16 protein-coding genes and 1 other annotated feature are annotated in these 18,304 nt (G+C 39.8%); of the genes, 1 reads left to right on the top strand and 15 read right to left on the bottom strand.

What is annotated here, in order from left to right:
- Positions 1-11: 11 nt before the first annotated feature.
- The 8 genes from T546_RS0105185 to T546_RS0105220 form a co-directional block, all read right to left on the bottom strand.
- On the bottom strand, positions 12-1,346 hold the full coding sequence (locus tag T546_RS0105185) for an aminotransferase class III-fold pyridoxal phosphate-dependent enzyme (protein ID WP_026890711.1): 1,335 nt from the start codon (positions 1,344-1,346) through the stop codon (positions 12-14).
- Positions 1,347-1,610: 264 nt separating this feature from the next.
- The gene (locus tag T546_RS0105190) at positions 1,611-2,771 is read right to left on the bottom strand and encodes a PucR family transcriptional regulator (protein ID WP_026890712.1); all 1,161 of its coding nucleotides are present in this window, start codon (positions 2,769-2,771) and stop codon (positions 1,611-1,613) included.
- 156 nt (positions 2,772-2,927) lie between these two features.
- Positions 2,928-5,027: a ribonuclease R gene (gene rnr, locus T546_RS0105195; RefSeq protein ID WP_034598088.1), complete on the bottom strand. Its 2,100-nt coding sequence runs from the start codon at positions 5,025-5,027 to the stop codon at positions 2,928-2,930.
- Between the two features lie 153 nt (positions 5,028-5,180).
- Entirely contained in the window at positions 5,181-5,414 is a 234-nt protein-coding gene (secG, locus tag T546_RS0105200; RefSeq protein WP_024836095.1) for a preprotein translocase subunit SecG, read from the bottom strand.
- A 75-nt stretch (positions 5,415-5,489) separates the two neighbouring features.
- Complete coding sequence (eno, locus tag T546_RS0105205) at positions 5,490-6,674, bottom strand: phosphopyruvate hydratase family protein (protein ID WP_026890714.1); 1,185 nt, start codon at positions 6,672-6,674, stop codon at positions 5,490-5,492.
- A 134-nt stretch (positions 6,675-6,808) separates the two neighbouring features.
- A complete protein-coding gene (gene pheT, locus T546_RS0105210; protein ID WP_026890715.1) occupies positions 6,809-9,229 on the bottom strand; it encodes a phenylalanine--tRNA ligase subunit beta in 2,421 nt (806 codons plus the stop codon).
- A 22-nt stretch (positions 9,230-9,251) separates the two neighbouring features.
- Positions 9,252-10,271 (bottom strand): phenylalanine--tRNA ligase subunit alpha, encoded by a 1,020-nt coding sequence (pheS, locus tag T546_RS0105215; RefSeq protein ID WP_026890716.1) that lies wholly within the window; start codon positions 10,269-10,271, stop codon positions 9,252-9,254.
- Positions 10,272-10,346: 75 nt separating this feature from the next.
- Positions 10,347-10,594 (bottom strand) — a binding site (T-box leader).
- Between the two features lie 120 nt (positions 10,595-10,714).
- Positions 10,715-12,787, bottom strand: coding sequence for a methyl-accepting chemotaxis protein (locus T546_RS0105220; RefSeq protein WP_034597983.1), 2,073 nt, complete (start codon positions 12,785-12,787; stop codon positions 10,715-10,717).
- Positions 12,788-13,245: 458 nt separating this feature from the next.
- On the opposite strand from T546_RS0105220, the gene T546_RS0105225 reads away from it, so the two are divergent.
- A complete protein-coding gene (locus T546_RS0105225; RefSeq protein WP_456300579.1) occupies positions 13,246-13,485 on the top strand; it encodes a helix-turn-helix transcriptional regulator in 240 nt (79 codons plus the stop codon).
- A gap of 242 nt (positions 13,486-13,727) precedes the next feature.
- On the opposite strand, the gene T546_RS0105235 is transcribed toward T546_RS0105225, so the two are convergent.
- From T546_RS0105235 to T546_RS0105265, 7 genes are all read right to left on the bottom strand, one after another.
- Positions 13,728-13,922 carry a hypothetical protein gene (locus T546_RS0105235; protein WP_026890719.1) on the bottom strand — a complete coding sequence of 65 codons (195 nt, stop codon included), beginning with the start codon at positions 13,920-13,922 and terminating at the stop codon, positions 13,728-13,730.
- Positions 13,923-13,966: 44 nt separating this feature from the next.
- Positions 13,967-14,557 carry a hypothetical protein gene (locus T546_RS24510; protein ID WP_051629619.1) on the bottom strand — a complete coding sequence of 197 codons (591 nt, stop codon included), beginning with the start codon at positions 14,555-14,557 and terminating at the stop codon, positions 13,967-13,969.
- A 22-nt stretch (positions 14,558-14,579) separates the two neighbouring features.
- A complete protein-coding gene (locus tag T546_RS0105245) occupies positions 14,580-15,050 on the bottom strand; it encodes a hypothetical protein (RefSeq protein ID WP_026890720.1) in 471 nt (156 codons plus the stop codon).
- A gap of 254 nt (positions 15,051-15,304) precedes the next feature.
- The gene (locus T546_RS0105250) at positions 15,305-15,886 is read right to left on the bottom strand and encodes an accessory gene regulator ArgB-like protein (RefSeq protein WP_026890721.1); all 582 of its coding nucleotides are present in this window, start codon (positions 15,884-15,886) and stop codon (positions 15,305-15,307) included.
- Positions 15,886-16,050, bottom strand: coding sequence for a cyclic lactone autoinducer peptide (locus T546_RS26405; RefSeq protein WP_084326176.1), 165 nt, complete (start codon positions 16,048-16,050; stop codon positions 15,886-15,888). The genes T546_RS0105250 and T546_RS26405 overlap by 1 nt, the downstream gene beginning before the upstream one ends.
- Before the next feature lie 61 nt (positions 16,051-16,111).
- Complete coding sequence (locus tag T546_RS0105260; RefSeq protein WP_026890722.1) at positions 16,112-17,461, bottom strand: sensor histidine kinase; 1,350 nt, start codon at positions 17,459-17,461, stop codon at positions 16,112-16,114.
- Positions 17,451-18,239, bottom strand: a complete 789-nt coding sequence (locus tag T546_RS0105265) for a LytR/AlgR family response regulator transcription factor (protein ID WP_026890723.1) — start codon at positions 18,237-18,239, stop codon at positions 17,451-17,453. The genes T546_RS0105260 and T546_RS0105265 overlap by 11 nt, the downstream gene beginning before the upstream one ends.
- Between the last annotated feature and the right edge of the window lie 65 nt (positions 18,240-18,304).

Genomic DNA, 18,304 nt, shown 5'->3' on the forward strand with positions numbered 1-18,304 from the left:
CCACCCCTTTTCTAAGCATAAGTTAAAAGTTCCTGATCAACAATCGTTAGTACCTCATCTAATTTCTTCAGTTCTTCTCTTAGCTGCTCCTCCGTAATGATGAGGGGAGGGGCAACTAATACCATATTTTCATGGGTATAAGTCATGAACTTCCGTTCTTTTAAGAGCCCTGTTATTTTTCCCATGATGCCCTTTGGATCTTTTCCGTATGGCACCAGCAGCTCCTTTGTCTCCTTATCCTTCACCAGTTCAACCGCTGAGAATAAACCAATGTAGCGAACATCTCCAACACTTTTATGGTGTTGCTTAAGCTCTTCTAAAACCTCGCCTAATACCTGCCCCACCTTATTTACATTGCTTAAAATATCCGCTTCTTCATAATAATTTACACAAGCAACGCCCGCTGCACAAGATAGAGGGTGACCGCTGTATGTAAGTCCGCAGGATAAGAGGTTATCATCAAAATAAGCTGCAATATCCTTGCTTACCACCACACCTCCAAGAGGAACGTATCCGCAGGTAACTCCTTTAGCAAAGGTCACGATATCCGGCTTAACATCAAAGTGTTCAAAGGCAAACATCTTTCCGGTCCTGCACCATCCAGTCATGACCTCATCGCAGATCATTAAGATTCCGTACTTATCACAAAGTGCACGTACCCCAGGCATATAACCCTTTGGTGGAATCAGGATTCCGTTAGATCCGGTAATGGTCTCCATGACGATTGCGGCTACGCTGTCCGGGCCCTCATACTGGATTTGTTCTTCCAGTTTCTTTAAGTAATAGGAGGAAGCCGATTCTTCTGAATCAAATTCAATTCCTTCTCTGTAAACATAGGGATCAAAAAATTTTACAAAACCTGGAACGCCTGGCTCTAAGGTATATCTTCTCGGCTCTCCTGTTAAATTACCAGCTCCAAAGGAAGATCCGTGGTAGCTTCTGTACCGGCTGAAAATCTTATGTTTTCCTGTAAACATTCTTGCAATCTTTACTGCATTTTCATTGGATTCTGCTCCTGCATTGGTAAAGAAGACCTTTCCCATATTATCAGGCATAAGACCGATGATCTTCTTTGCAAGAATGGCTCTTGACTCAGCACCGTAGGAGGGGCCAATGAAACAGTACTGATCTACCTGATCCTTAATCGCCTGGCTGATAGCCGGATTGCCAAAACCAAGATTCATATTTACAAGCTGAGATGACATGTCACTATAGCGGTTACCATCGTAATCCCAAAAATATATTCCTTCTGCCTTTTCAACTGAAATCGGATTAATGCCTTTTTGCTTGCTCCAGGACTGTAAGTTGTATTCCTTTAATGTGCTTTTAATTTCTTCACCCTTCATTCTGGTTCCTCCTACAAAAAAAGCAGCGGACCGATGGCTTTTGTAGCATCGTCGCTGCATTCATTATTTTTTTGAGAAGTAAATACGCTGTGGTTTTTCTTTGTATTTCCTTCCGTGTTTGACATGGTAGTATTATAAGCACAGTCAAACCTGGATTGCAACCAGCAGTTGAACAAAGATAATTGTGCATCTGCACAAGCAGCTTTCTGTCAATGTGTTAAAAAAGGCCGTTTTGTAAGGCAAAATGAGCATTTTGCATTGGCATCAAATGATATCCTGAATATAAAAGCCAAGATATAATTTTACCTTATCTTCTAATTCCATGGGATTAAAGCCAGTAATCGTCTCAATTCTTTTTAACTGATTTGTCACTGTATTACGATGAATGTACATTTTTTCCGAAACCAATTGGAGGCTTCCGTTATTTTCCAGATACGTCTTTAATAAAGTCACTAAATCTGTGTTATTTTCTCTGTCGTATTTCTCTAAAAGACCAATGGATTCACTATAGAAGCTTCTTAATACAGACCTCTCCTTTACCGCATAAAGGATCTTATAAATACTCATCTGGTCATAATAAAGTACACTTTCCTTCTGCCTTGCCGCCATTTCCATGGCAGAAATAGACCGTTCAAAATTCTGTTCCTGATTATAGATTCCAGGCTGATTTGAGCTGATTCCCATATGAACTAAAGCCTCATTGTTATCTCGTTTCACATAATCGAAAAAGTCTTTGACAAAAGATTCTATTTCCTCATCTGTGTAGGCAACCAGAACAAATACAATATTTTCTTTATAAGTAAAGGAAATAAATAATTCATGAATCTTTCTAGCTGTTTTTTCCGCATATATGGTGAGCCGATCCATATATTCTTCGTATTCTGCAGAATCTTTTTTATCTGCCAGGAGACTGATAAAGCAAAAGGTATCACTTCGTTTATAGCCATAGCGTTCCATCTGAAGTATCTGGGATTCCAAATCACCGACATTAAAAATAATATTCTTAATGGTCGTTGACATGGTGTTTTCCACATTGTCATTTTGCATGATCCGGCGGCAGAAATCCCTGGTCATATCAACCATACGGGTTTCCCATGGTATGGTAAATAACGGCATATTCACCTCATCACAATATGCAGCCACTTCCTTTGGTATTTCTCTGGTATGAGGCCCTAAGTTAACTACAAAAGCACTGACTCCTGACTGATTCAGCTTTTTTGCAAAGTCAAGAAGCCAGTGGTCCGACTGATTTAAGATTCCAGCGGTAAATACCAGTTCATATCCATGTAAAAACGGGCTTACAGCATCATCTTCAATGATGTGAACCCACTGAACCAGATTATTCATTCCATTTCTTCCGGCAACCAATTCCATCTTGTATAAAAAATATGCGTTCTTTACTAGTTTTTTAACGACAATTGCCATAGAAGCCCTCCTATCTGGTTTTCCCTATTATACCGGATTTCTCAGGCAAATCAAGGCCTTTCTATCATCAGTTTTATTTCTTAAGTAAAGATTTCATGATAAAATCAGGGATTTAATTCTGACCTTGCAAAATTAAATCCCTGTCATAAATCCTATTTATAATTTTTTTGCCGGAACAAAATCAATGGTACGCAAAAGCTTATCGGTCCCTTCCACAACAACACGAATGGGCTGTCCAAGTTTGTAAGTCTTTCTTGTCATCTCTCCTACCAGTTCATAATGTTCCTCATCAAAATGATAATAATCATCCTGAAGCTGATTTACATGAATCATACCTTCTACGGTATTAGGAAGCTCCACATAAAGTCCCCAGTTGGTCACACCGGAAATAACGCCATCGAATTCTTCCCCAATATACTTTGACATATATTCGCATTTTTTAAGCTTTATGGTTTCTCTCTCTGCCTCATCGGCTCTTCGTTCCATGGTAGAAGACTGAACCGAAACCTGGCTTAATATCTTATCGTAATGCTTGATTCGCTTCTCACTTAACCCAGATCTTAAATTCTCTTTGATGATCCGGTGAATCTGTAAGTCAGGATATCTTCGAATGGGTGAAGTAAAATGAGTATAATACTTGGCTGCCAGACCAAAATGTCCAGTGTTACCAACCGTGTACTTCGCCTGTTTCATGGACCGTAAGGCCAGACGGCTGATGAGAGCCTCCTCTGGTGTATCCTCAGCGTTTGCCAAAAGCTTCTGCACTTCCTTAGGATAGACTTCTCCATTATGAAAGCGGATGGAATAGCCAAAGTTATTAATGAGAGTCGCAAGGCTCTTCATCTTTTCCGGATCTGGATTATCATGAGTCCTGTAAAGGAATGGAATCTCCTGCCAGAAATAATCTTCCGCCACGGTTTCATTTGCCATCAGCATAAAATCTTCAATGATCTTAGTTGCTGCATTGCGGTCATAAGGCTTGATCTCTACAGGCTTCCCTCTCTCATCAAGAATGACCTTTGTCTCTGGGAAATCAAAGTCAATGGAGCCTCTTTTTTTCCTCTTTTCCCTGAGAATATCTGCCAGCTCCTTCATTAAGAAGAACATAGGTACAAATTCCTCATACTCCTTCATCACAGCCTCGTCACGGTCTGTTACAATGGCATTCACCGCTGTATATGTCATTCTACGGTCTACCTTTATCACAGTTTCAGCGATTCTGTGGCCGGTAACATCACCGTTTCCATCAATATCCATCATGCAGCTTAAAGCCAGACGGTCTTCTCCCTGATTTAAAGAGCAGATTCCGTTGGAAAGCTTATGAGGCAGCATAGGAATGACCCGGTCAACCAGATAAACACTGGTCGCCCTTTTTAAGGCCTCTTCATCAAGAGGGCTGTGTTCTGTTACATAGTTGGTAACATCCGCAATATGGACTCCAAGGGTATACACATCACCCTTTTTAGATATGGTAATGGCGTCATCAAGGTCTTTGGCATCTTCTCCGTCAATGGTAACCGTCTGAAGTTCTCTTAAATCCAGGCGTCCCTGCATGTCCTTTCCGTCAATCTCATCAGGAACGGCTGCCACCTGCTTCATGACACTGTCAGGGAACTCCTCTGCAAGACCGTAAGCACGGACGATGGAAAGAATATCGGTTCCCGGATCATTGACATGCCCAAGAATTTCCGTAATGACTCCTTCCGGCTTTCGTCCCGGACCACCAAAATCGGTTACCTTTACAACAACCTTATGGCCGTTTACCGCTCCCATATCTTTTCCCTGGGGTACAAATATATCCTTGGAAAGCTTCTGGTTATCCGGTATCACAAACCCAAAGTTCTTATTCTTCTGATAAAAACCAACAATTTCACTGTTGGCATGATTTACAACTTTTAAAACACGGCCTTCTGACCGTTTTCCATTGGAAGGCTCTGATTCCACGGAAATAAGTACGGTGTCTCCATGGAGCGCTCCACCCGCCTTTTCTTCAGGAATAAATACATCCTGTTCCATTCCCTCTACTGCAACAAACCCAAAGCCTTTGGGATGACCGAAAAAAACTCCAGCTATGGAACCAATGTCCGGTTTTCCATATTTTCCTTTTTGTGAAATGCCGATTTTACCTTCTGAAACAAGGACATCCAGCACTTCCTTTAAATCCTCCCTCTGGCCCTTTGGAACATCCAGGAGTATGGCTATCTCCTTTATCTTCATCGGAACATAGGCAGGGTCTTCAAACAGCTTTAAAAGCATATCTTTTCGCTGTGTTAATTGTTCACCTGTCATCTTCTACCTCACTTCTCATTCAATAATTTTACCTTTGTAATACATTTTTCTCTATTATCTTTACTTTATCCATAAAGTGAAAAAAACACCCTTGTTATCGTATACAAGAGTGTTTAATCTTTACAGTATATTCAGATTCAATACTAAGGATAAAATGAAAAAAAGAACAGCTGCGTACTTCGTAAATTTTTCCAGATTACCTTCCATGGAACGTCCCTTGTTTTTTCCCCAGTAAGTATCTGCCATACCACCGATGGAACCCAGGCCCTGACTCTTTCCTTCCTGTAACAGGATAATCGCTGATAAAGCGATACATATGATAACAAAGATGATTGATAATATAATCCTGATCATGTTTCCCACCTCCTATAGTCAAACAACAGTTATCATACCATAATTTTTCAGTAAATACAAGCTACTTTTGCATTTTTATAGGTTCTGTCTGCTGGAATAGAACTCTTCAATACGCAGTAATTCGTTGTATTTTGATGTGCATTCTCCCCGACAGGGAGCTCCGCATTTGACATAATCTGCCCCAACAGCTGCTGCCAGATCAGCTGCAAAGGATTCTTCGGTTTCCACAAAATCATTGGCAATAATAACCTTATGCCCTGCCATCTTAGCCTGCTCCACCTTAAAAAGTGCCTCTGTCACCGTACCAGCCTGTTTTAACTCTATCATATGGGCATTGGACGTTTCAGAGTCCGGAAAAGAAAGTAGCACACGGTGGCCAAGCATGCCCATAATCGTCTCCCGTCCTTCCATATCTTCTTTCCACACTCCATTTATAATAGAGATGACAGGAAATCCATCGGTCAGTCTTAAGAAATAATCCATCATATCCTTCTGGTTTCTATGAATCATGAGTCCCTGATGTCTGCTTTCATTTTCAAAATTATAAGTGCCATCTTCTTTCTTATAAAGCCGGTCTGCCGCTGCATGGATACCAATCCCGGCATCGACTCCGGGAATATAGCCCGCAAGCTTTATGGCTTCCATCACATAGTGAAGAGCTTCCTCCGTACTTTTCATATCAGCGATAAAGCCTCCTCCATTCCCTGTAGAGGTATCGTAGCCATTGATCAAAAGCAGCTGTTTCAACGTATGATAAATTTCGGTCCCCATACGAAGTCCTTCGCCATAAGATTTCATATTCTTAGGAATTACGGTTATATCCTGAAAATCAATTCCTTTTCCCCCATCTCCCCCGCTGATCATGCTAAGCATTGGCACCGGCATCATTGGCGCAGAGGTTCCTCCTAAGTATCGGTATAGAGGAAGAAAGAGCCCAGCACCTGCTGCTCTTGCTACCGCCATGGATAAACCAAGCACTCCGCAGCCGCCAACACCATGTTCTCCATTTTCCCGGTACTCTTTTATAAGCAGCCGATCAATTTCCCCCTGATCGCCTGCGTCTTCAAACAGGATGCACTCCGACAACTGGTCCAATAAAAATTCAAGTTCTTTATTGACATCCTCTTTTCCATATATGGGTACAATTGCTCTTCCCTGAGCACCATTTTCCAAGACTACTTCTGCTTCAAGGGCTGGATTTGCCCATGAGTCGTAAACCCTTCTTCCCATTACTTTTATAATATCTAGATCCCCTAGCATCTTACTTGCCTCCCTGTTTTCAAACATTCATATCGTAAGGATTGACCGGAAAACATATACTCATGCAAGCAGGGGGTAAAAAAAGATGCCAGTCGTCGGATTTCAACTGGCACCTTTTTCTTTATTATAACTTTTTATGCACGAAGTTCAATCCCCAGTCCCTGCAATCCATTCAGGATCTTTTTCATGACTGCAGAAACCTCCTGATCTTCCAGTGTATGATCTGCAGACCGGAATGTGATAGAATAAGCCACAGATTTGAAACCTGCCAAAATCTGAGCACCTTCGTAAATGTCGAACAGTTCATAGCTTTCCAGATTCTTTCCGCCCCGCTGTTCGATAACTTCTTCAATCTGTCCTACCAGGATATCTTTAGGAACTACCATACTGATGTCTCTGGTAACTGCCGGGTATTTTGCAATTCCTACGTACTTGCGGTCGAAGTTTGTAAATGGAATCATAGATGGCATATCAATGACAGCCACATAAGCCCGCTCACCAATCTTATAATTATCCGCTACCTCCGGATGAACCTCTCCGATATATCCGATGGTCGTGCCATCATAAATGATATCTGCGCATCTGCCTGGATGAAGGAAGGGTTTATCATCTGCCGGATTATAATGAGGCTTCTTATGCATTCCTGTTTTCTCAAATAACTCTTCTACAACGCCCTTCATATCAAAGAAGTCACCTTCTCCGTAGAATCCAAAGGTAAGCTGCATTCTTTCGTCAGGCAGTTCTGTTAATGGAAGTGCCTTTGGAAGATAAATGTTAGCCAGCTCATAGAGGCGTACACTTTTATTTCTGCGGTTGTAGTTGGTGGACAGGGAATTTAACATTCCATGAAGAGGAGTCGTCCTCATCACACTAAAGTCCTCACCAAGGGGATTTAAGATATTAACAGTTACACGAAGAGGGCTGTCTTTTGGAAGCAGAAGCTTATCAAATACCTTAGGACTTTCAAAGGAATATGTCATTCCTTGAGAGAATCCACAGAATTCAGCCACCTCTCTGGCAATTTCCTCGACTCTTAATTTATAGGATAGCTTTCCTGTCGTAGCCTCACCATTTGGCAAGGATACAGGAATCTTATCATAACCGAAGAATCTGGCTACTTCTTCTGCAAGATCTGCCATGCACTCCAAATCCTGACGGAAGGTAGGAATAAGAATTTCAGAAGTAGAAGCATCGTACTCCAGTTCAAGCATCTTATAATAATCCAGCATGGTTTCCTTTGAAATATCCGTTCCCAAGAGACGATTCATCTTTTCCGGTTCAAAAGGAATTCTCTTTCCTTCTCTCTTTTCCGGATAGATATCAATGATTCCTCCCACGACCTCACCAGCACCTAATTCCTCAATCAGCTGACAAGCACGGTTCATTGCCTCGATGGCATTATTGGGATCAAGTCCCTTTTCAAATTTACCGGATGCGTCCGTTCTAAGTCCTACTTTCTTAGAAGAAAGACGGATATTGGTGCCATCAAAACAAGCGGCTTCAAATACCATGGTCTTTACGTCATCCGTAATTTTGGAGTTATCTCCTCCCATGATACCTGCAATTCCAACTGCTTTTTCACCATCATTGATCATCAGGATGGAGCTGTCAAGCTTTCTTTCCTGACCATCTAATGTCTGGAAGGTATCTCCGTCCTTAGCACGAGCCACAACGATTTCATGACCAGCAATGAGATCATAATCAAAGGCATGCATTGGCTGACCATACTCTTCCATAACGTAATTGGTAATATCCACAATATTGTTGATCGGACGGATTCCGCAGGCTGCAAGGCGTCTCTGCATCCATACCGGAGAAGGAGCGATTTTAATATTCTTGACCATTCTCGCACAATAACGAGGACAAAGGTCCTTATCCTTTACAGATACCTTTAAATAGTCGTTAATATCTTCGCTGTTTCCAGTGGCAGTGACAACGGGAGGAAGGAACGCCTTACGGAAGGTAGCCGCTGCCTCTCTTGCAATTCCTACCACACTGTAACAGTCCACACGGTTTGAAGTGATTTCATATTCAAATACAGTATCATGAAATCCCAAAAGCTCCACAGCGTCATCACCAGGAGTAGAATCTTCCGGTAAAATATAGATTCCACTTTCAGGGGCATCTGGATACATCTCGCTGGTGCCTCCAAGCTCCTCGATGGAACACATCATTCCACAGGACTCAATTCCTCTTAATTTACCTTTTTTTATCTTGATTCCGTCTTCCGGAAGGGCGCCGCCATCATGGCCTCCTGCCACCTTTCCACCGTCTAATACCACCGGTACTTTATCTCCAACCTTTACATTAGACGCTCCGGTTACGATCTGAACCGTCTCTGTTCCTACATTTACCTGACAAACGATTAATTTATCTGCGTCGGGGTGGCGCTCGATGGATAAAATATGGCCAACCACGATTTTCTCTAAGTTTTTGTCAAGACATTCAAAGCCCTCAACCTTGGTTCCGGTAAGTGTCATGGCATCTGTATAATCCTGAGGTGTCACATCCAGATCCGGAACGTATGCTTTAATCCATGATAATGGTGTATTCATTGATTTCTCTCCCTTTCTGTTCCTAGAACTGCTTCAAAAATCTAATATCATTTTCGTACAGCAATCTCATATCATCAATTTCGTACTTTAACAGTGCGATTCGCTCAAGGCCAACACCGAAAGCAAATCCAGAGTACTCGTTAGGGTCAATGCCGCTCATGGAAAGTACATTGGGGTGTACCATTCCGCAGCCAAGGATCTCGATCCAGCCAGAGCCCTTGCAGAAACGGCAGCCATTTCCGCCGCACTTAAAGCAGGTTACATCAACCTCTGCACTTGGTTCTGTAAATGGGAAATGATGAGGACGGAACTTAACCTTTGTTTCCGGTCCAAACAGCTCTTTGGCAAACTCTGCGAGAGTTCCTTTTAAATCTGCAAATGTAATATTCTTATCAATGACCAGACCTTCAATCTGATGGAAGGATGGGGAATGGGTAGCATCTACTTCGTCAGAACGGAATACCCTGCCTGGTGCCAGCATACGGATCGGCAGTTTACCTTCCTCCATGGCACGAATCTGAACCGGTGAAGTCTGGCTTCTTAATACAATGCTGTCACTGATGTAAAACGTATCCTGCTCATCTCTTGCGGGGTGATTCTTAGGAATATTCAGCTTTTCGAAATTGTAGGAATCGTACTCAACTTCCGGTCCTTCCATGACTTCGTATCCCATGCCCACGAAGATTCTTTCTACTTCTTCTAATGCAATGGTATTAGGATGAGAATGACCAACTTTACTCCGTTTTGCTGGAAGGGTAACGTCGATTACTTCCTTTTTCAGCTGTTCTTCTCTCACCTTCTTTTGCAGAACACCAATGGTCTCCTCTAACTTACCTTCAATTACGGCACGGGCATCATTAACAAGCTGCCCTACCTTTGGTCTGTCTTCCGGGGAAATATCCTTCATACTTTTTAAAACGTTGGTCAACTCACCTTTTTTTCCAAGGTAAGCAACTTTAATATCATTCAGTTTTTCCAACGCATCCGAAGCTTCTATCTGCTTTAATGCTTCTTGCTTGATCTTTTCTAATTGGTCTCTCATGATCATGCTCTCCTTCTTTCCTCATTGAATTTTGCCATAACCCAAAGGTTAAGCAAATAAAAAAAGCCCGCCCCTGAAAGGGACGAAGCTATATTCGCGGTACCACCCTAATTCCTGTGATATTCACAGGCTCTCGGAATACGTAACGTGTATCAAACGTCATGACCTACCCACCGGAACTTAAAACTTTAAAAGAATCGGATTCAGCCATGCTGCTTCGGTGAGAAATTCGATTTCTTATCTGAACTTAAAAGGGCTTACAGCCGGTGGCCCCTTCTCTCTGGAAGAAAATAAGTATCTACTAACACCATCATAGCATTTTCATATTTAACTTTATAGTTTCTATTATTGTAATAACAGAAAGCTGAAATGTCAAGGACATTTTATCAGATTCCTGCTTCTATATTGGCCCCCGGTACTGATATACCGGAGGCCGAATATCATTATTTTAATTTGAAACCGGACACAACTGTATTGAGTTCTTCTGCAATGCGCTCCTGTTTCTGAGACATCTTTGACACATCCGTTACAACATCGTATGCTTTTTCTATGGTAGAAAGCACCATACTGCTGTTACCGGCTGTAGTCTGTACAGACTCTGAAACATTCTGGATGGCATCACGAACTTCCTGCATGACCTGACTGATGTTTTCAGCCATCTCCGCTATCTCATTAGAAATCTCTTCTATGGATACTGCATCCCTGCCATACTGCTGCCCAACATCCACAAAGTTATTATAATCCGGAGTTACTGTATCCTTTAAGAATGTGAGCATGGACTCTGATCCATTTAACATCATGCCAAATGCTTTTTGTACCTCAGTGATGGTTCCCTCAATCTCTTTCACGATCTCAGATGTATTCTTAGCAAGGGTTCCAATCTCTCTTGCTACAACAGCAAAACCTCTTCCCTGTTCTCCGGCTCTGACTGCCTCAATGGAAGCGTTTAAAGATAATAAATTAATCTGAGAAGCAGTGTTTGAAATAACTCTTGCCATATCCCCGATCTTTTCCACTACCTTTGCATTCTCTACTGCCATAAGAAGTTCTTCTTCTCTCTGCCTGGAGATTTCAGCAGCACTTGCATAAGCTTCACGGCTGTTCTTCTCAATCACCCGGGCACGTTCCATGATTTCTCCTGCCATCTTACTGCTCTTTCCGGTCTCTCCGGCAAGTACAGTGACAGAAGTATTCACCTCAGCCATGGAAGCGTTCAATTCCTCGGTTGCAGCACTGGAAGACATCATAGCTTTATCTACATCACCCATATAGACCTTAACTTCACTGAACTGCTGAAGAAGATCATTGGATACAGTATTTAACCGCACGCTGGAATCTGTAATGCCGCCTGCCTGTTCAGATATCTGTTCAATGACAGCTTTATTGCTGGTAAACATGTTATTAAGAGAGCTGCTCATCTGGCCCAGCTCATCTTTGCTTTTTGATTTAAGAGGCTTTATGGTAAAATCACCTTCTGCAAGAGAGCCTGCAAACCGTTTTACCTTATTTAAACCAGAAGCAATCACTGCAACCTGGAATAAGACTGCAAGAATACAGCAGATGATTGCAATTCCGCTTACATTCATAAGCTTAGCATTCAGTGCAACAATCGGCTGATCCAGTTCGGACTGAGGCATCTTGATCATAATAATCCAACCAATATCAGGTACCTTATCGTAATACAGGTTATAGGTCTCTTTACCATCTACAAAGGTAACCTTGCCTTTGTCGCTGGAAATCATGGAATTGCCTGCTGCTGCCAGGGATCCATTCTCATCTTGAGAAATATTAGCGCCTTTTGTTATCTTTTCCTGATCTGCTCCACTTAAATAGACTCCGCTGGCGGAAGTCAGCATGGCAGTACCATTCTTCCCTACCTTAATGGACTGAATGAGATCATTAATATCACTTAACTGCATATCAACGGTCACAGCACCAATAAATTTGCCGTTTGTATCATATATAGGCGCGGTACAGGATGCCATTGTTGTATTTAGTGTAGGATCAAAATAGGGATCTGTTATAACCGGTTTTTTAATTCCGCTTTTTGCAAGCTTATAGTATTCCTGATTAAAATAGTCGTAGCTGGGATCGTTATACTCGTAGCTTAACTCCACCTTGTCCCCAGATTTATACCAATAAGGTCCCATGTATTTTTGCTGAGCATCATATGTATTTGGTTCAAACCAGATACCGCTTCCAAGGATTAAATCGTTGCTCTCCACAATCTTTGTGATAGCATCTCCATAGGTGTCAATCTGTGTTGTCTGATAGGAGGAACCCACCACCTGTGCAATGTTCATGGCAGTCGTTTCAACCATATTCAAATAATCATTAATGCTGTTGACATTTGCTTTCAGTTCAGACTGCATCGTAGAGTTGCTTTGCTCCGTAATCAGGTCCCGGCTTGTGGATTCACTGATCCTGGCTAACAACGCCAATGCTAAAACAACAACAGGTAAAATTCCAAGCAGCATCTTAATTCCGATGCTTCTTATTCCTATTTTTTTCTTCATACTTTTCTCTCCCGTGATTCGGATTTTGGCTTTACCTTACAAGTTTCGACATATTTTACGAATAAAATAACACTTTGTTAAGGTAAAATTTTCGTTTGCATATTATCATAACAATAACACTTCATTATGCTCCCCGTATAGAACTAGTAGAATTAGTTACATCTGCTTAAGATATTCCCAGCGGGTTACGCAGGCGTTACCATAAAGACCAATAACTTTATGTATATAACCTGCAACATCTCCTTTCTTGCGCCCGGTAAATGCATAATTTTAACCGTCATTCATTATACTATTCGTATTCATAATATGCAATATATTTATTTTACATACTTTAATCGTGTATTTTATCGATTATAATATCATACAATATATAGGGAGAGGTGAGAGACATGGAGCAGGATTATATAAACAAACGAATAACTGAATTGAGGATAAAAAAGGGAGTAGCCGAACACAAGATGAGTATTGAATTAGGACACAGCAGAAGCTATATTCAAAGCATTTCCAGCGGCAGAAGTCTTCCTTCCATGACTGAATTCCTGGCAATCTGCGATTACCTGGGTGTTACTCCAAGGGATTTCTTTGATGACGATATTTCAAATCCCCCTCTGATCAGAGAAGCGGTAGATAAGCTTAAAACACTTTCAGACGGAGACCTTTTACTGATTCTTACCATGATCAACAGACTGCAGTCTTAAATACTTATTTAGTAACCGAACTCCCCTGCCCATGCAGGGGGTTTTCATTTGTATCTATGATTCTTCTTTTAAATCATGACAGCATTTCTTTTCTTTTTATCTTAGTCGGCTTTGTTTTTTTCACTTGCATAAATCCGTGCTCCCAAAATAAGGCTAACTAAGACCAGTGCATTTCCCAGTAATATATCAAGCAAACCCATAATACACCTCTTATTCTTTCTGTCATTCTTCTTTTTATGAGATCAGACAAACGTTCGATCTGACGTATTGGTACCCGACGGCTTCAATAAATTGATGCTCCCAGTTACACAGCCTAAGTCAGGTACTGCTCCCAATATGCGCCCATATAATTCATCCATACCACCTCTGGAAAGCATCCCGCAAAAGTAACCGTATAAATCCTGAAAGTTTTGCTTTTTTTCAACTTTTCTATCCATACAACCTCCTGTGTATCGCTTAAAAACAGGTTTCCTATCACCGTTTAACCTATTTCCATTTTCTTCTTGTCACCGTAAAGCACTACACTCTTTCGAATAAGCGTTAAGCAGTTGGACCATGAGTTCCGCTTTTCAAAGGGGCAGTTAAACATTATCATAAGCAATCTCTCCCCAGCCGGGTATACAGTAAGAACATTATAGATATTTTCATTAAGAGCACTGCTTATAAATTCCATCCATGCGCTGGGCGTCTCTTCTTTAGGTTCTGAGCCGGTATCCAGACATACGCTCATTGGCTGGAACCGTTTTAAAACCCGATAAAATTCATGTATAACAGCTTCCAGCTGATCTTCCTTTACACTTTTATCTATCATGTTAAAGCAAAGATTAACGGATCCATCTTCATTTGTCTTAATAACTTCAGGCCGCTGTTCTGAAAAGTACTTTTTTCTGGCCATCTCCGGTGTCATATCCCGGAATGCACTGGGAATGGAAACTCCCAGCTCATTATTAAATAACATGGTCTCCTGAAACTGAATCAGCTCACCGTTTACATAGATCCCTGTTTCAATACTGGTAAAACGGTTGATCCATTCAAGATGCCTGTCAGCCAGTGCTTTTTCATCATCTAACATAATTTTATCCTCCGTAAAGATTCTATCCCTCTTCCTTCACCAGCTTCTTCTTTGTCTCCGCATCACTTCTGGTCTCTGAGAAGATATCTAATTCTGATCTTTTTGCACAAATACCATGTTCTTCTGCAGTAACGGAAGATTTAATCGTATTAAGAAAAAGCAGAATAAGCATTTCTATATTCAGCAATAGTTTTTTTAATAAGTTACCAGATTTATTTTTCTTTTGGTCCGTATTATAGGTAAACCGGGGTATGAGAACCAGATTTTCCTGTAAAATCTTGCACTTCACGTTCCTGGTATCCTGTGCAGCCAGGCTGTATAACATGTTCTGACTCTTTCGTATATAATAATATCGATTCCAAAAATAAAGATCCCCATAGTGAATATCTGTATCCAGCTGATACCGTTTGATTTTTTCTGTCCCATCATCTCTTCGAACATAACAACTGGCTCTATATTGATAATAGCTTTCGTTTACCCTTTTTGTGCTCACCTTCTAGTCATCCTTTCATTCCCCCGCTCTCTTTCTTATACATAATTACATTCTACATCTGGAGATTTTTTTTTCAACACTAGTGCCAAAATTATACGCTTTCAGTTCCGAAATTTGCATGGATTTTAAAACACACTTACTATATAGGAAATCAAGAGAATAGGAGGTTTGGGCTTAATTCAGACGGCACTACGACAAACAACCTCCAGAGCATATGCCCTGGAGGTTGTCCTATTTTTTTAATATGATACACATCAATCACAAGCTTTTTTATTTTTAAACACCCCATAAACTAACATAAAAGACAAAATGGCATGACTAGTTGCAATCACAACACCAGCTCTTAAACCAAAATACCAAAACACTGCTCCAATAATAGCTTCAAGTAACCAAATAGTTCTGCTTTTTTTTCGATAATGTCTAGTCTCAACTTCATCTAAAGGCTTATTTTTATCAGCTACAGGTGCATAATTAAAAATGGAAGCTCCAGAAATTATTAGACATATCGGTGGTAATAGAACAGCTAACTCCCCAGTTAGTGTCTTTTCTACCAAACAGACAAATACAATTAATAATGAAGATACAATAGTACATCCACCATTTGTTTTCGAATGATATCCGCCGCAATAAGATCTTAATGGCAAGTAACTAAGAAAAAAAACCAAAACAGGCATTGGTGCCTTTAACACTATAGAAATGAAAATAGCTATCAAAATGTTAATTGTCTGATTTATGAATACTTCATATGCATAGCAATACAGCGCACGTTGCTCGTTCTCTATAATATTTTTTCTTATTTGCCAACAAACTATATTATCTGATAGACGCTGAATCATTAGAACTTTCTAAACCTTTTTGCGTCTACAGGTACTTCCGGCTGATGATGGAAGTAAAAACAAGTAATATTGAATGTATGTACTGCAAGAGCTAGAGCACAAACATTCATGACTTTAAGCAATGATACATTACTTCTTAAATAATTCTTAAATTTTATCATCATAATATCCTCCTTTTTTACAATAATATATTATTTTTCCATTTTTTCAAGTCATGTGCCAAAATTATACACGTTGAGTGCCAATATTAGCATTGCTTTTGTCGCTAAATGTAGAGACCGCAAGTGTAGTAACAAATGTATCCCCTTTTTCTTCTAAAGTTAAAGATCCTCCATATTTTTCTGCAAGATTTGATACTATACCAATTCCCAATCCATGATGTTTATCATCAGCTTTTGTAGACAATAGGCGAGTCCCCTCTCTTTTAGCAGAAATAGAAAATGTGTTCTCAATATAAAATATCAAAAAGAAATTAGTTCCCATAAATAATTTTGCATTAACTACACGATTCCCTTGTTTACACCTTGAAGATGCTTCTAGAGCATTATCTAGTAAATTACCAAACATAGATATTACATCTGAATCCGAAAGAAAATCTGTTTTTATAAATTTCTCAACAAAAATTGATAGTGTTACACCAAATTCTTTTGCCTTTGAAACACGTTCTAAAATAACTGCATTTAAAACTGGGCTACCACAATAAATAACATCACTTGTTTCTTCATCAATTTTTCCCTTTAGTTCATCAATAATCTCTATAATTTTCTTATTCTCGCCATTTATAGCTAAAAGTCTAAAGCTGTTAAAATAGGAATTAATATCATGCATTAAGCACTGGTAATGTTGGTTAATCTTTAAAATGTTTTGAAAATACTCATTTTCCATATCTCTTTTAACAGTTATAAGTTCTGCATATTGAACCTTGTTTAATACATCAGTGTATTTTTCTAAAATGATAAATATAATTGCATTTGTAAGGTAGAGTAATATTGAACAAATGAATACAAAAACTTGAACGATACCTGAATTCGAAAAATCAATAAATGAAAAACTGGTTAAGGTCATCAAGGTTAAAATCGGAACAATTAGCAAATACCATGAAAATACATTGTCGTTTCTAATATTTAATTTTATAATGTATCTTTCAATATATAAGAGAAACAAAAATCCCACAATGTATTCGACTAACAGAAAATACACTCCGCCAGCCGTAAACCACGGCGGTATATAGATAGCCATTACATTTATTAACACGCGATAAAGCAGTTCGAAAAGAACCTCTCTGCCACCAACAAAAGTAAAGAAAATAATTATATATGCCATCGCATTAGTTATAGATACCTTAAAAGATAATATTACGTAAATATAACAAAACAAAGGAACAAATATAAAATTTAAGGATACATTACCGATAGCATTTTCAAAAAATATTAATAATGCCGTTATCACGCTTGAAACAATACGTTTTTTACCAATCCATTTCTGTCTAAATATAGAGTTAAAAAAGCGATATAACATATAAACATCGGCTGCGCAGAAAAACAGTCTGCTTACTGAAAATAAATCATTTTCCATTATAATCGCCTTCCTTATACTTTGATAACATAAAATCTTCTTTTAACTTATTAAATTCCTGAGCCTTACTTCTTGCTATTTGAAAAGTATCCTCCACATCTTTCAGCTTCAAAATTTTACTGGTGCAATAAACCAAATATTTTAAATTAACCAAATAACTGTCGTGAGGATAGCCGAAACCATGAGCTTTAAGTTTTTCATAGATCTTTTCTAACTTTTCCGGGATGCGGATATCAGGTGTCTCACCCTTTTCATTGGGTTTTATACCATAGATGCGAAACGAACTTTCTGAAATATGTACTCTCGTATTCTTCTTGTACTTTTCAATGTACACAATATCATCTGCTCTTAAAAACAGCCTTTCTCTGTTCATATTTGCCGTAAGAAAAGGGGCCTGACCAAATTCGATCATCTTATCCAGAGCATCCTTGATATACCGATCCATAATCTTCTCTGTCATATTTTTCATGATATAACGATATGGCTGTACTTCAAAGCTGCGCGGAGATGGTTCTACGAAACCAATATAAAAGACAAGGATTACATTGTTATCCAGTTCTCTGATCCGGATTGCAGTTTCCTCACCATCGATTCCTTTCATCTGGACGTCCAGGAATATGATGGAAAACCGGATGCTTTTTATGGCCTCTAAAAGCAGCAGACCACTGTCATATTCATGAATGCGAATCTTCTCCGCCTCCGGGATGTTTTTTCCAATCCTCTCAGATAACCGTTGACGATCCTGCGCATTGTCATCACATATAGCAATTTCAAACATATTTTTTCCCCTTTGTAAAAAACATTTTATTTAATCTATCGGGAAAATTTTCCCTATTCATAAGA

The organism is [Clostridium] aerotolerans DSM 5434 (assembly GCF_000687555.1).
GTDB classification, from domain to species: domain Bacteria; phylum Bacillota; class Clostridia; order Lachnospirales; family Lachnospiraceae; genus Lacrimispora; species Lacrimispora aerotolerans.

What these genes read in the sequence shown, in the direction of transcription:
- T546_RS24510 (WP_051629619.1), bottom strand. Translation starts at nt 14,557, where the DNA reads ATGTTAGATGATGAAAAAGCACTGGCTGACAGGCATCTTGAATGGATC.
- T546_RS26405 (WP_084326176.1), bottom strand. Translation starts at nt 16,050, where the DNA reads ATGATGATAAAATTTAAGAATTATTTAAGAAGTAATGTATCATTGCTT.
- T546_RS0105260 (WP_026890722.1), bottom strand. Translation starts at nt 17,461, where the DNA reads ATGGAAAATGATTTATTTTCAGTAAGCAGACTGTTTTTCTGCGCAGCC.
- pheT (WP_026890715.1), bottom strand. Translation starts at nt 9,229, where the DNA reads ATGAATACACCATTATCATGGATTAAAGCATACGTTCCGGATCTGGAT.
- T546_RS0105190 (WP_026890712.1), bottom strand. Translation starts at nt 2,771, where the DNA reads ATGGCAATTGTCGTTAAAAAACTAGTAAAGAACGCATATTTTTTATAC.
- T546_RS0105235 (WP_026890719.1), bottom strand. Translation starts at nt 13,922, where the DNA reads ATGGATAGAAAAGTTGAAAAAAAGCAAAACTTTCAGGATTTATACGGT.
- T546_RS0105220 (WP_034597983.1), bottom strand. Translation starts at nt 12,787, where the DNA reads ATGAAGAAAAAAATAGGAATAAGAAGCATCGGAATTAAGATGCTGCTT.
- T546_RS0105225 (WP_456300579.1), top strand. Translation starts at nt 13,246, where the DNA reads ATGAGTATTGAATTAGGACACAGCAGAAGCTATATTCAAAGCATTTCC.
- T546_RS0105185 (WP_026890711.1), bottom strand. Translation starts at nt 1,346, where the DNA reads ATGAAGGGTGAAGAAATTAAAAGCACATTAAAGGAATACAACTTACAG.
- pheS (WP_026890716.1), bottom strand. Translation starts at nt 10,271, where the DNA reads ATGAGAGACCAATTAGAAAAGATCAAGCAAGAAGCATTAAAGCAGATA.
- eno (WP_026890714.1), bottom strand. Translation starts at nt 6,674, where the DNA reads ATGCTAGGGGATCTAGATATTATAAAAGTAATGGGAAGAAGGGTTTAC.
- secG (WP_024836095.1), bottom strand. Translation starts at nt 5,414, where the DNA reads ATGATCAGGATTATATTATCAATCATCTTTGTTATCATATGTATCGCT.
- T546_RS0105250 (WP_026890721.1), bottom strand. Translation starts at nt 15,886, where the DNA reads ATGATTCAGCGTCTATCAGATAATATAGTTTGTTGGCAAATAAGAAAA.
- rnr (WP_034598088.1), bottom strand. Translation starts at nt 5,027, where the DNA reads ATGCTTTTAAAGCTGTTTGAAGACCCTGCCTATGTTCCGATGAAGATA.
- T546_RS0105265 (WP_026890723.1), bottom strand. Translation starts at nt 18,239, where the DNA reads ATGTTTGAAATTGCTATATGTGATGACAATGCGCAGGATCGTCAACGG.